The following is an 18,260-nucleotide window of genomic DNA, read 5'->3' as shown; positions in this document are numbered from 1 at the left end:
CGTGGGGTCAGTGGAAGAATTCGGCGATCAGCGTGGCGCCGAGGAAGGTGCCCGCGGTGGCGGTCAGCGACACCACCACGATGCGCCAGCCGAGCTGGCGGAACACCGGTAGGTCCTTCGCGACCGAGAAGCCGGCCAGCGCCAGCACCGGCGTGGTGAAGGCCAGGAAGTTGAGCTTGGCGGTGAGCGCGATCAGCGCGTCGGAGAACGGCAGCAGGCCCGGGATGCCCACCACCGTGGCCACCACCGACAGCACCAGCACCATCGGCAGGCGCGGCACCAGGCGCTTGAGGCCCTCGACGGCGAGCGCGATCGCCACCACGGCCAGCATGCCCTCGAGCGAGACCAGCGGCGGCACCTTGTAGGTCAGCGAATTGCCGATCAGCACGCCGCCGCCCACCACGGCCCAGGCGATCAGCGTGTCGCGCAGCGGCAGTGCGCCGCCGTGCGCCACGCTGACCTGCGACATGGCGCCGGTGCCCGCATCGGTCGCGCCGCGCTTCGAGAAGCGGCCCAGCACCGGCTCGAGCTTGCCGTACAGCCACGAGCACAGCGGCAGCGAGAGGAACAGCGTGAAGTAGAAGCCCGCGACCGTGGTCAGCAGGTTCGAGGCGGCCGCGATGGCCGTGAGCTGCGGCAGCATCTCGGCCGGCTGCTGCGCGGCGATGGCGCCCAGCGCGGCCGCCATCAGGCTGCCCGAGCCCACGCCGGCGCCCATGGCCAGCGAGCGCGGATCGAAGACGTGCAGGCTGGCGATGAAGCCCGCCAGCACCGCGATGAACAGCGCGCCCAGCACGGTGCCGGTGATGTATTCGGCCAGCACGCCGCGACCCTCGGGCGAGGCCATGCCGTACTTCTCGCCGATGATCACGAGGTTGCCCTCGCGCCCCACCGAGAAGGTGGCGCCCACGGCCTCGCGCTTGATGCCCAGCAGCAGCGCCAGCGGCAGGCCCAGCGCCAGGGTGCCGAGCGCATGGCCGAACTCCTGGAACAGCAGCGCCCAGCCGGCCTGCTTGACCTGCGGTAGCGCGGCGCCGACCGTGAGGCCCAGCTTCACCACGAACAGCAGCAGGCCCGCGTTGAGCAGGCCGCCCGCGAAGGACTGCTCGGCGGTGGCGACGCGCGCCACGCCCGGCACGCGGCGGTGCGCGATGCCCCAGACCGCCGCGATCAGCAGCGCCCACAGCATCGGCAGCAGCGCCACCTTGCCCGGGCCGACGCTGAACTGCACCGGGCCGACCAGCTCGGCCGCGGCCACGATGGCCAGCGTGACGGCCGCGAGCTTGAGTTTTCCGGAAGCGCCGGAGGGCGCGGCCGTGATGGGAACGGAGGCGGCGGAGGTCATGGGTGGGGCGTCGGTCTGGAGCCGTGGGTGAGCCTTTGCTGGCGGATGGCGGCGAGTTTCTCCATGCAGGCCTATTGCATCAATGACCGCAAATCGGGATATTCGATGCATTGAATGCAACACTCAGGAGACCGGGCATGGACGACAGGCTCGACACGCGCCGCGTGCGTTACTTCATGCAGGTGCTCGACAGCGGCTCGGTGCGCGGCGCGGCCGACGTGCTCGACATGGACCCCTCGGCCGTCAGCCGCGCGATCGGCATCCTCGAGCAGGAGTGCGGCGTGCCGCTGCTCGAGCGCCATGGCCGCGGCGTGGTGCCCACCGACGCGGGCGAGATGTTGGCCGGCTACGTGCGCCGGCAGAACAGCCAGAAGCAGCACCTGATGGCGCAGATGGACAGCATCCGCAAGATCGAGCGCGGCCACATCGACATCGTGGTGGGCGAGGGCTACGTGGACTGGCTGATGCGCCACAGCCTGCGCGAGTTCATGACCACGCATCCGAAGATCACCGTCGACCTCGACGTGGCCAGCACCGACGAGATCGTGCGCCGCGTGGTCGAGGAGCGCGCCCACATCGGCATGCTGTTCCAGCCGCCGCGCGACGAGCGGCTGACCTCGCACCAGTCGCATCCGCAGCCGATCCAGGCGCTGGTGCTGCGCTCGCACCCGCTCGCGCAACTGGGCCGCCCGCTCAAGCTCGCCGACCTGCTGCCCTATCCGGGCGCCACGCTGCACCGCAACTTCGGCGTGCGCCAGCACATCGAGGCGGCCGAGATCAGCGAGGGCGTGCGGCTGCCCTCGCTGCTGACCACCACCTCGTTCGGCGCGCTCGGCCATTTCGTCTCGGCCGGGCTGGGCTACACGCTGGGCACGCGGATCTCGCTGACGCCGAATTCCGACCATCCCGAGCTGATCGAGCTGCCGATGAAGAACCCGCTGCTGTCGCAGGGCCGCTCGCACATCGTGTCGCGCCACGGGCGCCTGCTGTCGCCGGCCGCGGCCGAGCTGCTGCGCTGCGTGGTGCGCGACATGAAGCGCTACGCGGACACCGGGCCGGCCAAGGCGCCCAAAACGCGCCAGCCGGCGCCGCGCACGCGCGCGGCCGCCGCTTGAGGACGGCGCGGGGAGATCGTTGCGCGCGGCGGGCATCGGTGGTCTGATCGCCCCCCATGTCCTACCTGCTCCCGCTCTTCGTCCACCTGCTGTGCGCCGCCTTCTGGGTCGGCGGCATGGCCCTCATGCACTTCGCGGTGCGCCCGGCCGCCGTCGCCACGCTCGAGCCGCCGCTGCGCCTGCGCATGATGGCCGCGACCCTGCGGCGCTTCTTCGTCGGGGTCGATGCCTCGGTCACGCTGTTGTTCGTGACGGGCGTGGCGATGATCCTGGCCACCGGCGGCTTCCGCGGCGTGCACTGGCGCGTCGAGGCGATGATGGGCATCGCGATCCTGATGGCCGCGATCTACGTCTACATCCGCGCCTCGGTGTTCCGCGCAATGCGGCGCGCGGTCGACGACGGTGCCTGGCCGGTGGCCGCCGGCCGGCTCGACCTGGTGCGCAAGCTCGTGAGCCTGAACCTGGTGCTGGGCGTGGCGGTGTTCGCGGTGGCGGTGCTGGGGCGCGGCTAGGCCGCTGCTGGCCCCTTGAGCTCGACGCCGTTGCCGTCGGGATCGCGCAGATAGATCGAGGGCCCCGTGCCTTCGGCACCGTGGTTGTTCTGCACCTCGCCGTCGACCTCGACGCCATGGCGCGCCATGCGCTCGCGGATCGCGGGCTCGTCGAAGGGCTCGATGCGCAGGCACAGGTGGTCGAGGTTGCGGCCCTCGCGGCCGGCCAGCGCGCCACCCGCGCGGCCCAGCTTGCCGTCGTGCGCGACGAGGTCGATCAGGCTCTCGCCCGCGCGCAGGTGCACCAGGCCGAGGTCGTCGCGCCGCTTGTCGACCGTGCAGCCGAGCACGCCGACGTAGAAGGCGATGGCGCGCTCGGCATCGCGCACGCGCAGCACGATGTGATCGATGCGCCGCAGCGCGAACGGCGCGGCATCGGAAGGATCATCGTGCGGGCGGGTCATGCCCGCCAGTGTGTCAGACCACGCCCGAGGCGCGCAATGCCTCGAAACGCGCCGCGTCGATGCCCATCTCGGCGAGCACCTCGCGCGTGTGCTGGCCCAGCGCGGGCGGCGCGCGGCGCAGCACCGGCGGCGTGGCCGACAGGCGCAGCGGGCTCGCCACGCCGGTGATGGCGGCGATGCCGTCGCCCGCGTCGCGCGGCAGCGTGACCGCGAGGCCGCGCGCCTTGACCTGCGCATCGTCGAAGGCCTGCGCGATGTCGTTGATCGGGCCGCAGGGCACGGCCTTGTCCTCGAGCAGCGCGACCCAGTCGGCCGTGGTGCGCGTGCGCGTGAGCTCTTCCATCATCGGGATCAGCACGCCGCGGTGCTTCACGCGCAGGGTGTTGGTCGCGAAGCGCGCGTCGCTGGCCCAGCCGGGCTGACCCGCGGCCTCGCAGAAGCGCGCGAACTGGCCGTTGTTGCCGATCGCCAGCAGCATCGCGCCGTCCAGCGTCGGGAAGTCCTGGTAGGGCGCGAGGCTCGGATGGGTGTTGCCCTGGCGCGCCGGCGCCTTGCCGGTGTTGAGGAAGGCGCTGGCCTGGTTGGCGAGGATCGCCATGCCCACGTCGAGCAGCGCCATGTCGATGTGCTGGCCTTCGCCGGTGCGGTGCCGCACCTGCAGCGCGGCGAGGATCGCGGTGCTCGCGTAGACGCCGGTGAAGATGTCGGTGAGCGCGACGCCCACGCGCAGCGGGCCGCCGCCGGGCTCGCCGTCGGGGCGGCCGGTGATGCTCATCATGCCGGTCATGGCCTGGATCATCAGGTCGTAGCCCGCGCGCTCGGCATAGGGGCCGTCGTTGCCGAAGCCGGTGACGCTGCAGTAGATGAGCCGCGGGTTGGCGCGGCGCAGCGTCTCCTGGTCGAGGCCGTACTGTTTGAGGCCCCCGGTCTTGAAGTTCTCCACCACCACGTCGGCCTGCGCCGCCATCTGCCTGAGCAGCGCCTGGCCGTCGGGCGTGGCCATGTCGATGGTGACCGAGCGCTTGTTGCGGTTGCAGGCGGTGAAGTAGCTGGCCTGGTCGCTGTCGTTGCCGTTCGCGTCCTTCACGAAGGGCGGGCCCCAGGTGCGGGTGTCGTCGCCGACGCCGGGACGCTCGATCTTGACGACATCGGCGCCCAGGTCCGCGAGGATCTGCGTGCACCACGGGCCCGCGAGCACGCGGGACAGATCGAGAACCTTGATGCCGTCGAGGGCTGCTTGGGTCATGGCGATGCGGTTGGAATTCGGACTGCCCGGACGCGAAGAACGCGAAGGTTCCGCGAAGGGCGCAAAAGATTCATTTCAAGGAAGATGGACTTCCCTTCGCGTCTTTCGCGAATCCTTCGCGTCCTCTGCGTCCGGAAGTCCGTGTCTGGCTTCAGTTCGCGAACGCGGCGATGCCCGTGATCGCGCGACCGAGGATCAGCGCATGGATGTCGTGCGTGCCTTCGTAGGTGTTCACGACCTCGAGGTTCACGAGGTGGCGCGCCACGCCGAACTCGTCGCTGATGCCGTTGCCGCCCATCATGTCGCGCGCCAGGCGGGCGATGTCGAGGGCCTTGCCGCAGTTGTTGCGCTTCATGATCGAGGTGATCTCGACCGCGGCCGTGCCTTCGTCCTTCATGCGGCCCAGGCGCAGGCTGCCCAGCAGGCCCAGCGAGATCTCGGTCTGCATGTCGGCCAGCTTCTTCTGGATCAGCTGGTTGGCGGCCAGCGGGCGGCCGAACTGCTTGCGGTCCAGCGTGTACTGGCGCGCACGGTGCCAGCAGTCCTCGGCGGCGCCGAGCGCGCCCCACGAGATGCCGTAGCGGGCGCTGTTGAGGCAGGTGAACGGACCCTTGAGGCCTTGCACCTCGGGGAAGGCGTTCTCTTCGGGGCAGAACACGTTGTCCATCACGATCTCGCCGGTGATGCTGGCGCGCAGGCCGACCTTGCCGTGGATCGCCGGGGCGCTCAGGCCCTTCATGCCCTTCTCGAGCACGAAGCCGCGGATCGGACCGACGGCGCCGCTCTCGCTGACTTCCTTGGCCCAGACCACGAACACGTCGGCGATCGGCGAGTTGCTGATCCACATCTTGCTGCCGGTGAGCGCGTAGCCGCCGGGCACCTTCTTGGCGCGCGTGGCCATGCTGCCGGGGTCGGAACCGTGGTCGGGCTCGGTCAGGCCGAAGCAGCCGATCCATTCGCCGGTGGCGAGCTTGGGCAGGAACTTCTGCTTCTGGCCTTCGGTGCCGAATTCGAAGATCGGCACCATCACGAGCGAGCTCTGCACGCTGGCCATCGAGCGGTAGCCCGAATCGACGCGCTCGACCTCGCGCGCGATCAGGCCGTAGGCCACGTAGTTGAGGCCGGGGCCGCCGTACTGCTCGGGGATCGTCGGGCCCAGCAGGCCCAGCGAACCCATCTCGCGGAAGATCGCCGGGTCGGTCTCGCCGGTGCGGAAGCCCTCGAGCACGCGCGGTGCCAGGCGCTCCTGGCAGTAGGCATTGGCCGCGTCGCGGATCATGCGCTCGTCGTCGGTGAGCTGCTGGTCGAGCAGGAAGGGGTCGTCCCAGTGGAAGGAAGCTTTGGCGGCCATGCGGCTGTCTCCGGAAAAGGGGAAAAGAGGGGGGATCGGGCGATCCTAGCGAGGCATGGGGCGCGGCGCAAACGATGAATCCTCACCCAGATATGCGGATCCAGAATGTCTTGGGCCTTGCCGGAACCGTGCTTTCATTGATGAAAGCCCTTCGCCAGTCATACACTCGCGGCATACATGCGCCGCAAGATCCCGCCCCTGCAGACCCTCGTGTGCTTCGACGCGGCCGCGCGCCACGAGAGCTACACGCGCGCCGCGCAGGAACTCGCGCTCACCCAGAGCGCGGTGTCGCGCCAGATCGGCACGCTCGAGGCCTTCCTCGGCGTGGCGCTGTTCCGCCGCACGCGCCACGGCGTGGCGCTGACCGCGAGCGGCGCGGCCTATGCGCGGCAGACCGCCAAGCGGCTCGAGGCGATGGAGCGCGACACGCTCGATGCGATGGCGCACCAGGGCGAGGGCGGCTCGCTGTCGCTGGCGGCCGTGCCCACCTTCGCCACGCGCTGGCTGATGCCGCGGCTCAAGGGCTTCGCGACGCTGCAGCCCGACGTGGTGGTGCACATCGAGACGCGCACCCGGCCCTTCCTGTTCGCCGACGCGGAGTTCGACGCCGCGCTCTACGCGGGCACGGTGGCGCAGGTGCAGAACTGGGCCGGCACGCATGCGCTGCCGCTGATGCAGGAGGACGTGGTGCCGGTCTGCAGCCCCGCGCTGCTGCCGCGCGGCAAGCCGGTCTCGCCCACGGCCATCGCGCACATGCCGCTGCTGCAGCAGAGCACGCGGCCCGATGGCTGGCGCCAGTGGTTCGATGCGCAGCAGGTCGACGCGCCCAATGCGCGCGGCGGCCCGCGCTACGAGCTGTTCTCGATATTGGCCGCGGCCGCCTCGCAGGGCCTGGGCGTGGCGCTGATGCCGACCATGCTGGTGGCCGACGAACTCGCGCGCGGCGAGCTGGTGGTGGCCTGCCCGCGGCCGCTGGCGGGCGAGCGCGCCTACTACCTCGTGACGCCCGAGCGCGCGGACCAGCGGCCGCTGCTGAAGTTCTTCAGCGACTGGCTGCTCGAACAGGCCCGCCAGGGTTGAAGACGATGCCGCGCTGCGGCTCGCGACGCAGCCGTGGCTGTCGGTGCTCGAGGCCGTGGTGTCGGTCGGCTTCGGCTCGGGCGAGGCCTTCTCGCGCGCCTTCCGTGCGCGCTTCGGCAGCGCGCCCAGCAGCTGGCGGGCGGGCGCTACGCGGCGCTGCGCTTCCACGGCCTGCCGGCCGAGATCAACATGGCCTGGACCCACCTCTTGCGCGACTGGCTGCCGGGCAGCGGCTTCCAGTTCGACAACCGGCCGGCCTTCGAGCACTACGCGGCGAGCTACGCCTACGACGACAACACACACGCCTTCGAGTGCGACATCTGCATTCCGATCGCGCCGCTGTGAGGCATTGCCGATCCGGAATCAACGCGCTGGCGTCTTCGGTCGCCGGGTGCGGGGCGGCTTGAACGGCCCGGCCACTTTTTCGAGCCACGCATCGCAAACCGCTCGCAGTTCGGGGTCCACGTCGAACTGGGGATCGCGCGCATCGAACAACACCGTTTTCTTGGCCTGCGCTCGCACCAGCGCGAAGGCGTTCTTTTCCGAGCGGCTGTTGTCGAACATCAGCGTCATGTTCGCGATCTGCGTCGCGTGCCCGACCGCCGCCTGCGTGCGCGGAAAACGCTCGATCAACTTCTTGCGCTCCACATCGTGGCCGCCTTGCTGCTTGCGCGTGCTCACGCGAAAGACGGACATGTCGACCGAGATCAGTCCGACGAAGAGCAGCACGACGAAATAGCCCGCCTCCTGCATCGCACGGATGTCGTCCGCCTTCGACGCATGACCGCCGCCGGGCAGCGGCTTCCAGTGGGAGAAGACCGTCTCGAATGCGAAGGGCATGCGCTGGTCCATCACCAGGCTCTTGAAGGCGCGCACGCCTTTCTGCGACAGCGCCTGCCATCGCTCGTCATCGTCGCGCAGGCGTTCGGCCCAGGTCGGGATGCGCCCGGTGAGCGGGTCGGCATCCGGCAGGATGGACATCATCATGCGGTCGGCGTTGACCAGCGGCATGCGCAGCGATTCAGCGAGGCGCGAGTACCAGAGCGTGGATTTGCCGGACCCGTTGTGGCCGGCCAGCACGAACGCCACCGGACGCGGTCCCTGCGTCTGCGCCAGCAGCTTCTCGAGCCGGGGTGGGGGTAGGCGTCGACTCACGCCTTGCTGGCGCGGAACCTGCCGTCGACCATGCGGCCGATGACCTTGGTGCCATCGGCCGCCTCGCGCACGACCTTGCTCAGGTCCTGGGGGTAGGCGGAGTAGGCGTAGACCTTGGCCGCGTTCGGCCCGCGAAAGACTTCCGACCGATCGATGCCGGGCTTGCCCAGTGCGCGAGCCGCCTTCTTCAACAGCACCGTGGTCTTGTCTTCGGGACGAACGGCCGGACGCGGCGACTTGCCGACCTTGACCAATGCCATGCCGCGTCCCAGCGCGGCAACGGAACGTCCCTGCACCAAGTGCCCGGCCGGGTTCTCGTGTGGAATGGGTTTTTCGCGCGCCATGGCCGGATGATCGCTCAAAAGGCCGGATGCCCGCCGAAAAGGGAAGGCAAGACCGTGCCAAAAACCCGCGTCCGGAAACGGCCAGCCCACGCCCGCCGGCCGCGCCACACTCGCCCCATGCCCTCCCCCGCTTCCGTGATCGATGCGCTCGACTGGCCCCGCATCGAAGCCGACCTCGCCGCGCGCGGCTGCGCCACCACCGGCCGCCTGCTCGGTCCGCGCCAGTGCGCGGCGCTGGCCGCGATGTACGACGAACCGCGTCATTTCCGCAGCCGCGTGGTGATGCAGCGCCATGGCTTCGGCCAGGGCGAATACCAGTACCTCGCCTATCCGCTGCCCGAGCCGGTCGCGGCCTGGCGCGCCACGCTCTACCAGCGGCTCGCGCCGCTGGCCAATGTCTGGGCGCAGGAGATGGGCCTGCCGGCGGACTATCCCGCGGCGCACGCGGACTACCTCGCGCGCTGCCACGCGGCCGGCCAGCAACGGCCGACGCCGCTGCTGCTGCGCTATGACGAGAACGACTACAACTGCCTGCACCAGGACCTGTACGGCGAACTGCAGTTCCCGCTGCAGCTCACGGTGCTGCTGAGCCGGCCCGGCGAGGACTTCACGGGCGGCGAGTTCGTGCTGACCGAGCAGCGCCCGCGCATGCAGTCGCGCGCCGAGGTGGTGCCGCTGGCGCAGGGCGAGGCCGTGATCTTCGCGGTCAACCAGCGGCCGGTGACGGGCACGCGCGGCAGCTACCGCGTGACGATGCGCCATGGCGTGAGCCGCGTGCGCTCGGGCCGGCGCCAGACGCTGGGGCTGATCTTCCACGACGCCCAGTAGGCGCGCGGCGCCGCCGAATCTCCGACTGTCCCGGCACAGCTTTCGCCCACTTCGAGGCAGTGGAGCGAGAATCCGCCCCGCATCCGGCACTCGCCAGCATTTCCGACGCACTGATCGGACAGCGAGACCGCCGGCTGCCGGTCCGTGGCCCTCCGGCCGCGGATGCGCTCAGCAGGACAGGGAGCAGTATGAACAGATATCCGTCCGGCACGCCGGACCCGGCCGCGCGGCCGTCATCCGAAGCGGCCGCGTCTGTCACACGGTCGTGGGATTTCGGCTTTGCCTCGAACCCGGCGCCTTCGCGGCGCCGCACGCGTCACTTCCGGGTCGACGTGGGCACCATCGTGAGCGTGGTCGCGCTCACGCAGTCGCTGCTGCTGGTCTCGCTCGGCTACTGGGGATCGCAGCGGCTGGTCTCGCGCATCGGGGTGTCGGCCCACAAGTCGAACCACGACCGCACCGAGGACAAGGTGAACGCCTTCCTCGCGAAGGCCGAGTCGGTGGTCGGCGCGGTCGCCGGCACGCCGAGCCTGCGGCCCGTGGGCGAACAGGGCGAATGGACGGCCGAGATGCTCTGGACCATGCTGCAGCAGTCGCCCGAGCTCGACAGCCTCTACGTCGCGAACGACGAGGGCCAGATGCTGATGGCGCTGCGCTATCCCGCGCCGGCGATCCGCCACATCGCGCCCGAGCGCGGCATCACCACCGAGACCTGGCAGTACAAGCGCCCGCTCGAGGTCGGGATCGAGGCCGAACCGCAACAGCGCTACCAGACGATCCGGCTCGAGGCCTTCCAGAGCGACTACGACCCGCGCACGCGCGCCTGGTACCTCGGGGCCCGCGCGGCCAGGGGCGCGGTGTGGACGCAGCCCTACGTCTTCGCGGCCGCGCAGGAACTGGGCGTGACCTACGCGCTGCCGAGCCGGCGCCGCTACGCCGACGGCAATCCGCAGGCGCTGGTGGTGGCCGGCGACGTGTCGCTGGGCCGGCTCTCGGACTTCGTGCGCCAGTTCAGCAGCAGCGGCTTCGGCGGCAGCGCGCTGCTCTCGGCCGACCACCGCGTGCTCGCGCGCAGCGACCTGCCGGGCGTGCAGCACCAGCTCGAGGCGCCCTCGGGCGTTCTCGGCGAGCTGCACCAGCACATGGTGGCCGACGGCACCACGGGCCACACGGCCGACACCGCGTTCTCGTTCGGCCACGAAGGAAAGCGCTACCTGGCCCAGACCTCGCGCATCGCGGCCACCGGCTGGGAACTGGTGAGCTGGGTGCCCGAGGACGCGCTGCTCGGCGACCTGCGCCGCGCAGTGCTGTGGTCGATGCTGCTGGTGCTGGGCTTCCTCGCGGTGGCGCTCGCAATTTCTCTGCGGCTGTCGAAGCTGGTAACGGCGCCGGTCGAGAACCTGTCGCGCATCGCGCGCCGCATCGGCATGCTCGAACTCGACAGCCTGCCGCGCGAGCCGAGCCGGGTGCTCGAGATCCAGCACCTGGACCAGGCGCTCGACGAATCGGCGCGCAGCCTCAAGGCCTTCAGCAAGTTCGTGCCGGTGGACGTGATCAACCAGCTGATCGCGCAGGGCCATGCGCTCGCGCCCAACGGCTCGCCGCGCCGCGTGACGGTGATGTTCACCGACGTGGAGGGCTTCACGAGCATCTCCGAGTCGATGCCGCCCGCGGTGCTGGTGGGCCAGCTCACCGACTACTTCAACCTCGCGGCGCGCGTGTTCGCGCGCCATGGCGGGGTGATCGACAAGTTCATCGGCGACGGGATCATGGTGCTGTGGGGCGCGCCCGCCGACCTGCCCGATGCCGAGTACAAGGCCTGCCTCGCGGCGCTCGAGCTGCAGGCCGAGATGCACGCGCTCAACCGGCAGTGGCTGAGCCAGGCGCTGCCCGAGTTCCGCACCCGCGTGGGCATCCACACGGGCATGGTGATCGCGGGCGTGCTGGGCTCGAACGACCGGCTGTCGTACACGGCCTTCGGCGACGTGATCAACGTGGCGAGCCGCATCGAGGGCATCAACAAGCAGCTCGGCACGCAGCTGCTGGTGTCGGAGGTGACCCATGCCGGGATCAAGGGCCGGCTGGCGACGCGCCGCGTCGAGGAGCAGGTGGAATTGCGCGGCCGGCAGACGAAGATGGTGCTCTACGAACTTCTACATTGAAGATCAGCGCGGCGGCGCGGGCGTGACGCGCACCAGCACCAGGTCGGCGCGCGTGCCCTGGCCCTGCGTGAGCACGCTGTACTGCGTGTCGTTGATGAACAGCAGCTGCTCGCCGCGCACGATGCGCGCGGCCACGGCGTAGCGCATGCGCGGATCGATGCGCGCCGCGTCGACCTGCAGCGTGTAGGCGAACGGCGGCTGGCGGCCGTCGGCGCGGATGCGCTGCTCGGCCAGCACGACCGAGGGCGCGTCCATGCGCGAGACGTCGAGCAGCTGCACGCGCACCTCGGCCGCGGGATCGAGCGCGATGCGCTCGCGGTAGCTCACGGTGCCGCTCACGACGAGCGGCGCGCCCGCGGCCGCGGGCGCCGGGGAGGAGGAGGTGGCGCAGGCGCTCAGGAGCGCGGCGGCGGCCGCGCCGGTGGCGATCGCGAGAAGGACTACGTTGCGTCTGGAAAGCATCGCGCCATCATACGGACGCGCGTTGCGCCGCGAAGGCCACGTACCAGTCGAGGCTGCCGGGGTTGGCCATCGCCTCGCGGTTCACCACCTTCTCGATCGGCTGGCCCAGCAGCAGCTTCTTGATCGGCAGCTCCTGCTTCTTGCCCGAGAGGGTGCGCGGGATCTCGGCCACCTGGAAGATGTCGTTGGGCACGAAGCGCGGCGACAGCGAGGTCTTGATCGCATGATTGAGCCGCGCGCGCACCGCATCGTCGAGCGCGACGCCCGGGCGCAGCACCACGAACAGCGGCATGTAGCTCTCGCGGCCCAGGTACTCGAGGTCGACCACCATCGAGTCGAGCACCTCGGGCAGGCCCTCGACCGCGCTGTAGATCTCGCTGGTGCCCATGCGCAGGCCCTGGCGGTTGATGGTGGCGTCGCTGCGGCCGTAGATGATGCAGCCGCCGTCGTTGCCGATCCGGATCCAGTCGCCGTGGCGCCAGACGCCGGGGTAGGTGTCGAAGTAGCTCGAGACGTAGCGCGCATTGCCCTCGTCGCCCCAGAAGTAGAGCGGCATCGACGGGATCGGCTGGGTGCAGACCAGCTCGCCGACCTCGCCGATCACCGGCTGGCCCTGCTCGTTCCAGGCCTCGACCGCATGGCCGAGCTCGCGGCACTGCATCTGGCCCGGCACCTCGGGCAGTTCGCGGTGGCCGCCGACGAAGGCGCCGCAGAAATCGGTGCCGCCCGAGATGTTGCACCACCACACGTCCTTCGAGCCCGCGTCGAGCAGCTGCTGCGTGCCCCAGCGCTGCACCTCCTCGGGCAGCGGCGAGCCGGTGCTGCCGAGCGCGCGCACGCGCGACAGGTCGCCGCAGTCCTTCGCGACCAGCCCGGCCTTCATGCAGTTGGTGAAGTAGGCCGCGCCCGCGCCGAAGAAGGTGACCTCGTGCCGTGCGACGAAGCGCCACAGCACGCCCCAGTCGGGCTTCTCCTTGCTGCCGGCCGGGTTGCCGTCGTAGATGCAGATGGTGGCGCCGAAGGCCAGGCCCGACAGCTGCGAGTTCCACATCACCCAGCCCGTGGAGCTGTACCAGTGGTAGCGCTCGCCGAAGTTGTTGGCGCCATAGCTCGCGCCCACGTCGTTGTGCAGGCCGCAGGCGTGCATGGTGAGGATGATCCCGCCCTGGCCGTGCACGATGGGCTTGGGCAGGCCGGTGGTGCCGCTCGAGTAGACGATCCAGATCGGATGGTCGAAGGGCAGCCACTCGGGCTCGAAGGCGGCGACCTCGGCATCGTCGCGCGCGGCGGCGCGGGCCCAGTCGACGTCGTGCGCCACCTCGCCCGCGGCATGCGGCGAGGGCACGAGCAGCAGCCGGCGCACGCTCGGCAGCTGGTCGCGCAGTTCCCGCAGCACGGCGCTGCGGTCGAGCGGCTTGCCGCCGTAGTGCACGCCGTCGACCGCGATCAGCAGGCTGGGCTCGATCTGGCGGAAGCGGTCGGCCACGGCGGCCGTGCCCATGTCGGGCGCGCACACGCTCCAGATCGCGCCGATGCTCGAGCAGGCGAGGAAGGCCACCATGGTCTCGGGCACGTTGGGCATGTAGGCCGCGACGCGGTCGCCGCGCTTCACGCCGAGCGACTTCAGCATGAGCGCGACCGACGCGACCTGGCGCCGCAGCTCGGGCCACGACAGCTCGCGCACCTCGCCGCGTTCGTTGTCGCTGACGATCGCGGGCATGCCGGCCGCATGGGCCGCGTCGGCATGGCGCAACACCTCGCGCGCATAGTTGACCTGGGCCCCGGGGAACCAGCGCGCGCCCGGCATGCGCGACTCGGCGAGCACGGCCGTGTGCGGCGTGGGCGACGCGATGCGGGCGTAGTCCCAGATGCTCTGCCAGAAGGCATCGAGCTCGGTGACGGACCAGCGCCACAGGGCGTCGTAGTGGTCGAAAGCGAGGCCGCGCGTCTCGCGCAGCCAGTCTTGATAGAGGCGGATCTGGGGAATGTTGGGAGCGGGCATGGACCGAGCGTAGCGCCGTGACGGAGTGCGCTCAATGGGGGTTGACCTCAGGGTTTGTACGTGTGTTCAACATTTTTGTACAAGCGTTCAATACGCCTCCATGAGCACCCGCACACCCACCGCCAAGCGCCGCGCCGCGCGTCCGAGCGCATCGTCCGCCGCCGCTGTCGCCGCCGAGACCGCGCGGCCCGACCGCAAGCAGGCGATTCTGCTGGCGGCCGAGAAGCTGTTCGCGCAGCACGGCTACCACGCGGTGACGATCCGCCAGATCGCCGAGGAGGCCGGCGTGCCGCTGGCGCTGGTGGGCTATTACCACGGCCAGAAACACGAGCTGTTCCACGCCATCTTCGAGCACTGGGCGCCCTCGATCCAGGCGCGGCTCGCCGGCCTGGCCGCGGTGAAGCTCGACCCCGACGACGCGCGCACGCTGCCGCGCATCATCGAGGCCTTCACCACGCCGGTGCTGGCGCTGCGCGCGAGCCCCGAGGGCGAGTACTACGCGCTGCTGGTGGCGCGCGAACTCGCCAACACCACCGAAGAGGCCGACCGCGTGCTGCGCGCCTATTTCGATCCGCTGGCCGAGGCCTTCATCGACGCGCTGCAGGTCGTGCTGCCGCATGCCACGCGCGGCGAGGTCGCCTGGGGCTACCAGTTCGCGCTCGGCGCGCTGATGAACCACCTGAACAGCAGCCGCATCGCGCGCCTGTCGCGCGGCCAGAACACGCCCGGCGATCCGGCCGCGGCGCCGATGCTCGTGAACTTCATCGTCGGCGGCCTGCGCCATGCGCTGCCGCGGCCGAAGAGCGCCAGGTCACCCCAGAAGAAAGCACCCCTCAGGAGAGAAAAACCATGATCAAGAGACGCACCCTGCTGTCGGCATTGGCCGCGGCATCGGCGGCCGCGGCACTGCCCGCGCGCGCCCAGCCCCTGACGAAGATCGTCTTCGGCTACACGGCAGTGACCGACTTCGGCTCGGTGTTCGTGGCGGCCGACGAAGGCTATTTCAGGAAGCGCAGCCTCGAGGTCGAACTCAAGTTCATCCCGCTCAACTCCACCATTCCCGCGGCGCTGCAGTCCGACTCGCTGCAGCTCGGCGGCCCCACGCCCTCGGTGTTCCTGCAGGCCGTCGACGGCGGCCTCGACCTGGTGGTGGTGGCCGGTGGCGGCCTCACCTCGAAGACCCTCACGGGCGCGGGCCTGGTGGCGCGCGCGGGCAGCGGCATCAAGAGCGCGCAGGACTGCGTCGGCAAGAAGATCGGCGTGCCGGGCCTGGGCGCGTTCCTGCACGTGACCTTCCGCGCCTGGCTCAAGGACAGCGGCGTCGACCACCGCAAGGTCAATTTCGTCGAGGCCGCCTTCCCGCAGCATGCCGACCTGCTGCGCGGCGGCTCGGTCGATGCGGTGGTATCGACCGACCCGTTCATGACCCGCATCACCGAGAGCGGCGCGGGCTACGTGGCTTCGTACTACTCGACCTTCCTGCCCGACAACAACCAGACCATCGTGCATGCCGCCAAGCGCGAGTGGGTGGCGAAGAATCCGGGCGCGGCGCGCGCCTTCCGCGAAGCGCTGGTCGAGGCCGCGGCCTTCATGCAGCAGCCGAGGAACGATGCCAGGGTGCGCGCTTCGATCGGCAAGTACACCCGGCTGCCGGCCGACGTGCTCGCGAAGATCCAGATCTCGCCGCCGGGCCCGGTGGTGAGCGGGAAGCAGCTCGCCTACTGGACCGGCCTGATGAAGGAGCAGGGCATGCTGCGCACCGACATCGACGTCGCGAAGCTGGTGGCCCAATGATCGCGGCGCACGTTCCCAACCTGGCGCGCAGCGCGCTGCCCGCGGGCGCCGCCTTGCCCGGCAGCGGCCCCGCGCGCCATGCCGCGCCCTTCCTGCGCTTCGACGGCGTGACCATCCGCCTCGGCGGCCGCGAGATCCTCTCGCCCACCTCCTTCGACGTGGCGCGCGGCGAGTTCGTCTGCATCGTCGGCCCCAGCGGCTGCGGCAAGACGACGTTGCTGCGCGCGGCCAGCGGGCTGGTCACCGCGAGCGCGGGCGAGGTGCGGCGCAACGGCGTGAAGATGCTCGAGCCCTCGCGCGAGGTCGCCTTCGTGTTCCAGGACTACGGCCGCGCGCTGCTGCCCTGGCGCACGGTCGAGGGCAACGTGAGCCTCGCGCTCGAGGCCGGCGGCGTGCCCGCGGCCGAGCGCGCGCCGCGCATCGCCGACGTGCTCGCCAAGGTCGGGCTCGCGAAGCACGCCCACAAGTTCCCGGTGCAGCTCTCGGGCGGCATGCAGCAGCGCGCGCAGATCGCGCGCTGCCTCGCGCAGAAGCCCGAACTGATGATGATGGACGAGCCCTTCGGCGCGCTCGACGCGTTGACGCGGCAGAGCCTGCAGGACGAGCTCGCGCGGCTGGTGCGCGAGGACGGCCTCACGGTGCTGTTCGTCACGCACGACCTCGAGGAGGCGATCTACCTCGGCGACCGCGTGATCGCGCTGCAGGCCAACCCCGGTCCCGGACGGCCCAGCCTCGCGCGCATGATCGACGTGAAGATCCCGCGCCCGCGCGACCAGCTCACGACCAAGGAGCATCCCGACTACCTGCGGCTGCGGCGCGAGCTGTTCGCCTTCATCGAGCACGGCCATGACTGAGAACCGGCTCGTGCGCGGGCTGCGGCCCTGGGTGTTTCCGGCGCTGCTGATCGGCGCCTTCGAGTGGTATGCGCGCCGCGCGGCTGCCTTGGGCAGCGATGCGCTGGCGCCGCCGAGCGCCGCGGCCAGGGCCTTCGCCGGCGCCGCGCTCGACGGCTCGCTGTGGCAGGCCACCGGCTTCACGCTCGGCACCGCCGCGCTGGGCCTGCTGCTGGGCGCGGTGCTCGGCATCGCGCTCGGGCTGGTGCTCGGGCTGTCGCGCCGCGCGGCCCGGCTCGGCTCGGTCACCATCGAGGTGCTGCGCCCCGTGCCCTCGGTCGCGCTGATCCCCCTCGCGATGCTGGGCTTCGGCTTCGGCGTGCGCATGGAGCTGGCGATCGTCGCCTTCGCCACCTTCTGGCCGCTGCTGGTGCTGGTGCAGGCGGCGGTGCAGCAGGTCGAGCCGCGGTTGCTCGAGGTCAGCCGCGTGCTGGGCCTGTCGGCGCGCGAGCGTGCCTTCAAGATCGTGCTGCCGGCCATCGTGCCGCGCCTGTTCGTCGCGCTGCGGCTCGGCGTGGCGGTGGCGCTGGTGGTGGCCGTGACGGTGGAGATCGCGGCCAATCCCAACGGCATGGGCTACGCGATGATGATCGCGCAGCAGAGCTTCGACCCCGCGCTGATGCTGGCCTGGCTGGGCTGGATCGGCGTGGTGGGCTTCGCGATCAACGCGGCCATGCTGCGGCTGCAGCGCGGTGTGTCGCGCCGCATGGGAGTCGTGTCATGAACGGCCACGCCGAACGCAAGGGCCTGGAGCAATTCGGCGCGCTGGGCGTGCTGCTGGCGCTGGTCGCGCTGTGGTGGATCGCGAGCAACGCAGGCTGGGTCAGCCGCGTGTTCCTGCCGACGCCGCAAGCCACCTTCGCGAGCCTGCTCGAAGGACTGAACCTCTCGGGCGAAGGCGGCGGCGAGCTGCTCGCGTTCACCGGCGCCACCGTGGGCCGCATGGTCCAGGGCTGGCTGCTGGCGTCGCTGGCCGGCGTGCTGCTGGGCGCGGCCATCGGCGTCTCGCCCGTGGTGCGTGCCTGGGTCCAGCCCACGCTGGAGTTCGTGCGCCCGCTGCCGGCCTCGGCGCTGCTGCCGCTGGCGATCTCGATCTTCGGGCTCAACCCCGGCATGGTGCTGTTCGTGGTCGCCTTCGGCGCGATGTGGCCGGTGCTGCTGGCCACGGTGCATGGCTTCGCGGCCGTGGAGCCGCGCCTGGCCGAGGTGGCGCGCTGCCTGCAGATGTCGCGCGCGGCCTATGTCTGGAAGATGGGCCTGCCCAATGCGATGCCCGACATCCTGGCCGGCATGCGGCTCGCGCTGACCATCGCGCTGATCGTCGCGGTGGTGGGCGAGATGATCGCCTCGCAAAGCGGCCTGGGCCAGGCCATCCTGCTGGCCGCGCGCGCCTTCCGCGCCAGCGAGCTGTTCGCCGGCATCGTGCTGCTCGGGCTCATCGGCTTCGCGAGCAATGCGCTGCTGGCCCTGGCCGAGCGGCGCCTGCTGCGCTGGCAGCACCCCTGATTTCCGTTCCCTTCTCTTCCCT

19 protein-coding genes are annotated in these 18,260 nt (G+C 70.6%); 11 read left to right on the top strand and 8 right to left on the bottom strand.

The genetic code is table 11. The features are described from left to right. Positions 1-7 precede the first annotated feature (7 nt). Positions 8-1,345 (bottom strand): DUF3100 domain-containing protein, encoded by a 1,338-nt coding sequence (locus INQ48_00685; protein QRF57815.1) that lies wholly within the window; start codon positions 1,343-1,345, stop codon positions 8-10. A 137-nt stretch (positions 1,346-1,482) separates the two neighbouring features. On the opposite strand from INQ48_00685, the gene INQ48_00680 reads away from it, so the two are divergent. Next, a complete protein-coding gene (locus tag INQ48_00680; protein ID QRF57814.1) occupies positions 1,483-2,460 on the top strand; it encodes a LysR family transcriptional regulator in 978 nt (325 codons plus the stop codon). Positions 2,461-2,516: 56 nt separating this feature from the next. After that, positions 2,517-2,972, top strand: coding sequence for a hypothetical protein (locus INQ48_00675; protein ID QRF57813.1), 456 nt, complete (start codon positions 2,517-2,519; stop codon positions 2,970-2,972). Here the strand turns inward: INQ48_00675 and INQ48_00670 are convergent. The 3 genes from INQ48_00670 to INQ48_00660 all read right to left on the bottom strand — a co-directional run bounded on the left by INQ48_00670 (position 2,969) and on the right by INQ48_00660 (position 6,012). Further along, entirely contained in the window at positions 2,969-3,415 is a 447-nt protein-coding gene (locus INQ48_00670; GenBank protein ID QRF57812.1) for a VOC family protein, read from the bottom strand. The genes INQ48_00675 and INQ48_00670 overlap by 4 nt on opposite strands. A gap of 13 nt (positions 3,416-3,428) precedes the next feature. Next, positions 3,429-4,661 carry a CoA transferase gene (locus tag INQ48_00665; GenBank protein QRF57811.1) on the bottom strand — a complete coding sequence of 411 codons (1,233 nt, stop codon included), beginning with the start codon at positions 4,659-4,661 and terminating at the stop codon, positions 3,429-3,431. A gap of 151 nt (positions 4,662-4,812) precedes the next feature. Next, complete coding sequence (locus INQ48_00660) at positions 4,813-6,012, bottom strand: acyl-CoA dehydrogenase (GenBank protein ID QRF57810.1); 1,200 nt, start codon at positions 6,010-6,012, stop codon at positions 4,813-4,815. A gap of 177 nt (positions 6,013-6,189) precedes the next feature. Between INQ48_00660 and INQ48_00655 the strand changes: the two genes are divergently transcribed. Both INQ48_00655 and INQ48_00650 read left to right on the top strand, forming a co-directional pair. Further along, positions 6,190-7,092 (top strand): LysR family transcriptional regulator, encoded by a 903-nt coding sequence (locus tag INQ48_00655; protein QRF57809.1) that lies wholly within the window; start codon positions 6,190-6,192, stop codon positions 7,090-7,092. A 33-nt stretch (positions 7,093-7,125) separates the two neighbouring features. After that, positions 7,126-7,437 carry a GyrI-like domain-containing protein gene (locus tag INQ48_00650; protein ID QRF57808.1) on the top strand — a complete coding sequence of 104 codons (312 nt, stop codon included), beginning with the start codon at positions 7,126-7,128 and terminating at the stop codon, positions 7,435-7,437. Positions 7,438-7,455: 18 nt separating this feature from the next. On the opposite strand, the gene INQ48_00645 is transcribed toward INQ48_00650, so the two are convergent. Both INQ48_00645 and INQ48_00640 read right to left on the bottom strand, forming a co-directional pair. Then, positions 7,456-8,247 (bottom strand): zeta toxin family protein, encoded by a 792-nt coding sequence (locus INQ48_00645; GenBank protein QRF57807.1) that lies wholly within the window; start codon positions 8,245-8,247, stop codon positions 7,456-7,458. Then, positions 8,244-8,543 (bottom strand): hypothetical protein, encoded by a 300-nt coding sequence (locus INQ48_00640; GenBank protein ID QRF60560.1) that lies wholly within the window; start codon positions 8,541-8,543, stop codon positions 8,244-8,246. Before INQ48_00640 ends, INQ48_00645 begins: the two co-directional genes overlap by 4 nt. A 165-nt stretch (positions 8,544-8,708) precedes the next feature. Here INQ48_00640 and INQ48_00635 point away from each other — a divergent pair, with 165 nt between their 5' ends. Together INQ48_00635 and INQ48_00630 are read left to right on the top strand one after the other, a co-directional pair. After that, complete coding sequence (locus tag INQ48_00635; protein QRF57806.1) at positions 8,709-9,419, top strand: 2OG-Fe(II) oxygenase; 711 nt, start codon at positions 8,709-8,711, stop codon at positions 9,417-9,419. A 188-nt stretch (positions 9,420-9,607) separates the two neighbouring features. Next, the gene (locus tag INQ48_00630; protein ID QRF57805.1) at positions 9,608-11,581 is read left to right on the top strand and encodes an adenylate/guanylate cyclase domain-containing protein; all 1,974 of its coding nucleotides are present in this window, start codon (positions 9,608-9,610) and stop codon (positions 11,579-11,581) included. Positions 11,582-11,584: 3 nt separating this feature from the next. Here the strand turns inward: INQ48_00630 and INQ48_00625 are convergent, their stop codons facing one another. Further along, positions 11,585-12,043, bottom strand: a complete 459-nt coding sequence (locus INQ48_00625; protein ID QRF57804.1) for a YbaY family lipoprotein — start codon at positions 12,041-12,043, stop codon at positions 11,585-11,587. Between the two features lie 7 nt (positions 12,044-12,050). Then, positions 12,051-14,045 carry an acetoacetate--CoA ligase gene (locus INQ48_00620; protein ID QRF57803.1) on the bottom strand — a complete coding sequence of 665 codons (1,995 nt, stop codon included), beginning with the start codon at positions 14,043-14,045 and terminating at the stop codon, positions 12,051-12,053. 100 nt (positions 14,046-14,145) lie between these two features. Between INQ48_00620 and INQ48_00615 the strand changes: the two genes are divergently transcribed. From INQ48_00615 to INQ48_00595, 5 genes are read left to right on the top strand one after another with little or no spacing between them, the layout of a single operon-like run. Then, a complete protein-coding gene (locus tag INQ48_00615; GenBank protein ID QRF57802.1) occupies positions 14,146-14,898 on the top strand; it encodes a TetR family transcriptional regulator in 753 nt (250 codons plus the stop codon). Continuing rightward, positions 14,895-15,839: an ABC transporter substrate-binding protein gene (locus INQ48_00610; GenBank protein ID QRF57801.1), complete on the top strand. Its 945-nt coding sequence runs from the start codon at positions 14,895-14,897 to the stop codon at positions 15,837-15,839. Before INQ48_00615 ends, INQ48_00610 begins: the two co-directional genes overlap by 4 nt. A 53-nt stretch (positions 15,840-15,892) precedes the next feature. Continuing rightward, positions 15,893-16,693, top strand: a complete 801-nt coding sequence (locus INQ48_00605; protein QRF60559.1) for an ABC transporter ATP-binding protein — start codon at positions 15,893-15,895, stop codon at positions 16,691-16,693. Continuing rightward, complete coding sequence (locus INQ48_00600) at positions 16,686-17,456, top strand: ABC transporter permease subunit (protein ID QRF57800.1); 771 nt, start codon at positions 16,686-16,688, stop codon at positions 17,454-17,456. The genes INQ48_00605 and INQ48_00600 overlap by 8 nt, the downstream gene beginning before the upstream one ends. After that, a complete protein-coding gene (locus INQ48_00595; GenBank protein ID QRF57799.1) occupies positions 17,453-18,238 on the top strand; it encodes an ABC transporter permease in 786 nt (261 codons plus the stop codon). Before INQ48_00600 ends, INQ48_00595 begins: the two co-directional genes overlap by 4 nt. Positions 18,239-18,260: the final 22 nt, after the last annotated feature.

Origin of the sequence: Variovorax paradoxus, assembly GCA_016806145.1 — a bacterium.
GTDB lineage: Bacteria > Pseudomonadota > Gammaproteobacteria > Burkholderiales > Burkholderiaceae_C > Variovorax.
Note: the sequence above shows the minus strand (reverse complement) of the source record. Positions and strands in the feature narration are given on the sequence as shown.

What these genes read in the sequence shown, in the direction of transcription:
- INQ48_00615 (QRF57802.1), top strand. Translation starts at nt 14,146, where the DNA reads ATGAGCACCCGCACACCCACCGCCAAGCGCCGCGCCGCGCGTCCGAGC.
- INQ48_00665 (QRF57811.1), bottom strand. Translation starts at nt 4,661, where the DNA reads ATGACCCAAGCAGCCCTCGACGGCATCAAGGTTCTCGATCTGTCCCGC.
- INQ48_00610 (QRF57801.1), top strand. Translation starts at nt 14,895, where the DNA reads ATGATCAAGAGACGCACCCTGCTGTCGGCATTGGCCGCGGCATCGGCG.
- INQ48_00620 (QRF57803.1), bottom strand. Translation starts at nt 14,045, where the DNA reads ATGCCCGCTCCCAACATTCCCCAGATCCGCCTCTATCAAGACTGGCTG.
- INQ48_00630 (QRF57805.1), top strand. Translation starts at nt 9,608, where the DNA reads ATGAACAGATATCCGTCCGGCACGCCGGACCCGGCCGCGCGGCCGTCA.
- INQ48_00600 (QRF57800.1), top strand. Translation starts at nt 16,686, where the DNA reads ATGACTGAGAACCGGCTCGTGCGCGGGCTGCGGCCCTGGGTGTTTCCG.
- INQ48_00635 (QRF57806.1), top strand. Translation starts at nt 8,709, where the DNA reads ATGCCCTCCCCCGCTTCCGTGATCGATGCGCTCGACTGGCCCCGCATC.
- INQ48_00685 (QRF57815.1), bottom strand. Translation starts at nt 1,345, where the DNA reads ATGACCTCCGCCGCCTCCGTTCCCATCACGGCCGCGCCCTCCGGCGCT.
- INQ48_00675 (QRF57813.1), top strand. Translation starts at nt 2,517, where the DNA reads ATGTCCTACCTGCTCCCGCTCTTCGTCCACCTGCTGTGCGCCGCCTTC.
- INQ48_00625 (QRF57804.1), bottom strand. Translation starts at nt 12,043, where the DNA reads ATGCTTTCCAGACGCAACGTAGTCCTTCTCGCGATCGCCACCGGCGCG.
- INQ48_00670 (QRF57812.1), bottom strand. Translation starts at nt 3,415, where the DNA reads ATGACCCGCCCGCACGATGATCCTTCCGATGCCGCGCCGTTCGCGCTG.
- INQ48_00655 (QRF57809.1), top strand. Translation starts at nt 6,190, where the DNA reads ATGCGCCGCAAGATCCCGCCCCTGCAGACCCTCGTGTGCTTCGACGCG.
- INQ48_00680 (QRF57814.1), top strand. Translation starts at nt 1,483, where the DNA reads ATGGACGACAGGCTCGACACGCGCCGCGTGCGTTACTTCATGCAGGTG.
- INQ48_00595 (QRF57799.1), top strand. Translation starts at nt 17,453, where the DNA reads ATGAACGGCCACGCCGAACGCAAGGGCCTGGAGCAATTCGGCGCGCTG.
- INQ48_00660 (QRF57810.1), bottom strand. Translation starts at nt 6,012, where the DNA reads ATGGCCGCCAAAGCTTCCTTCCACTGGGACGACCCCTTCCTGCTCGAC.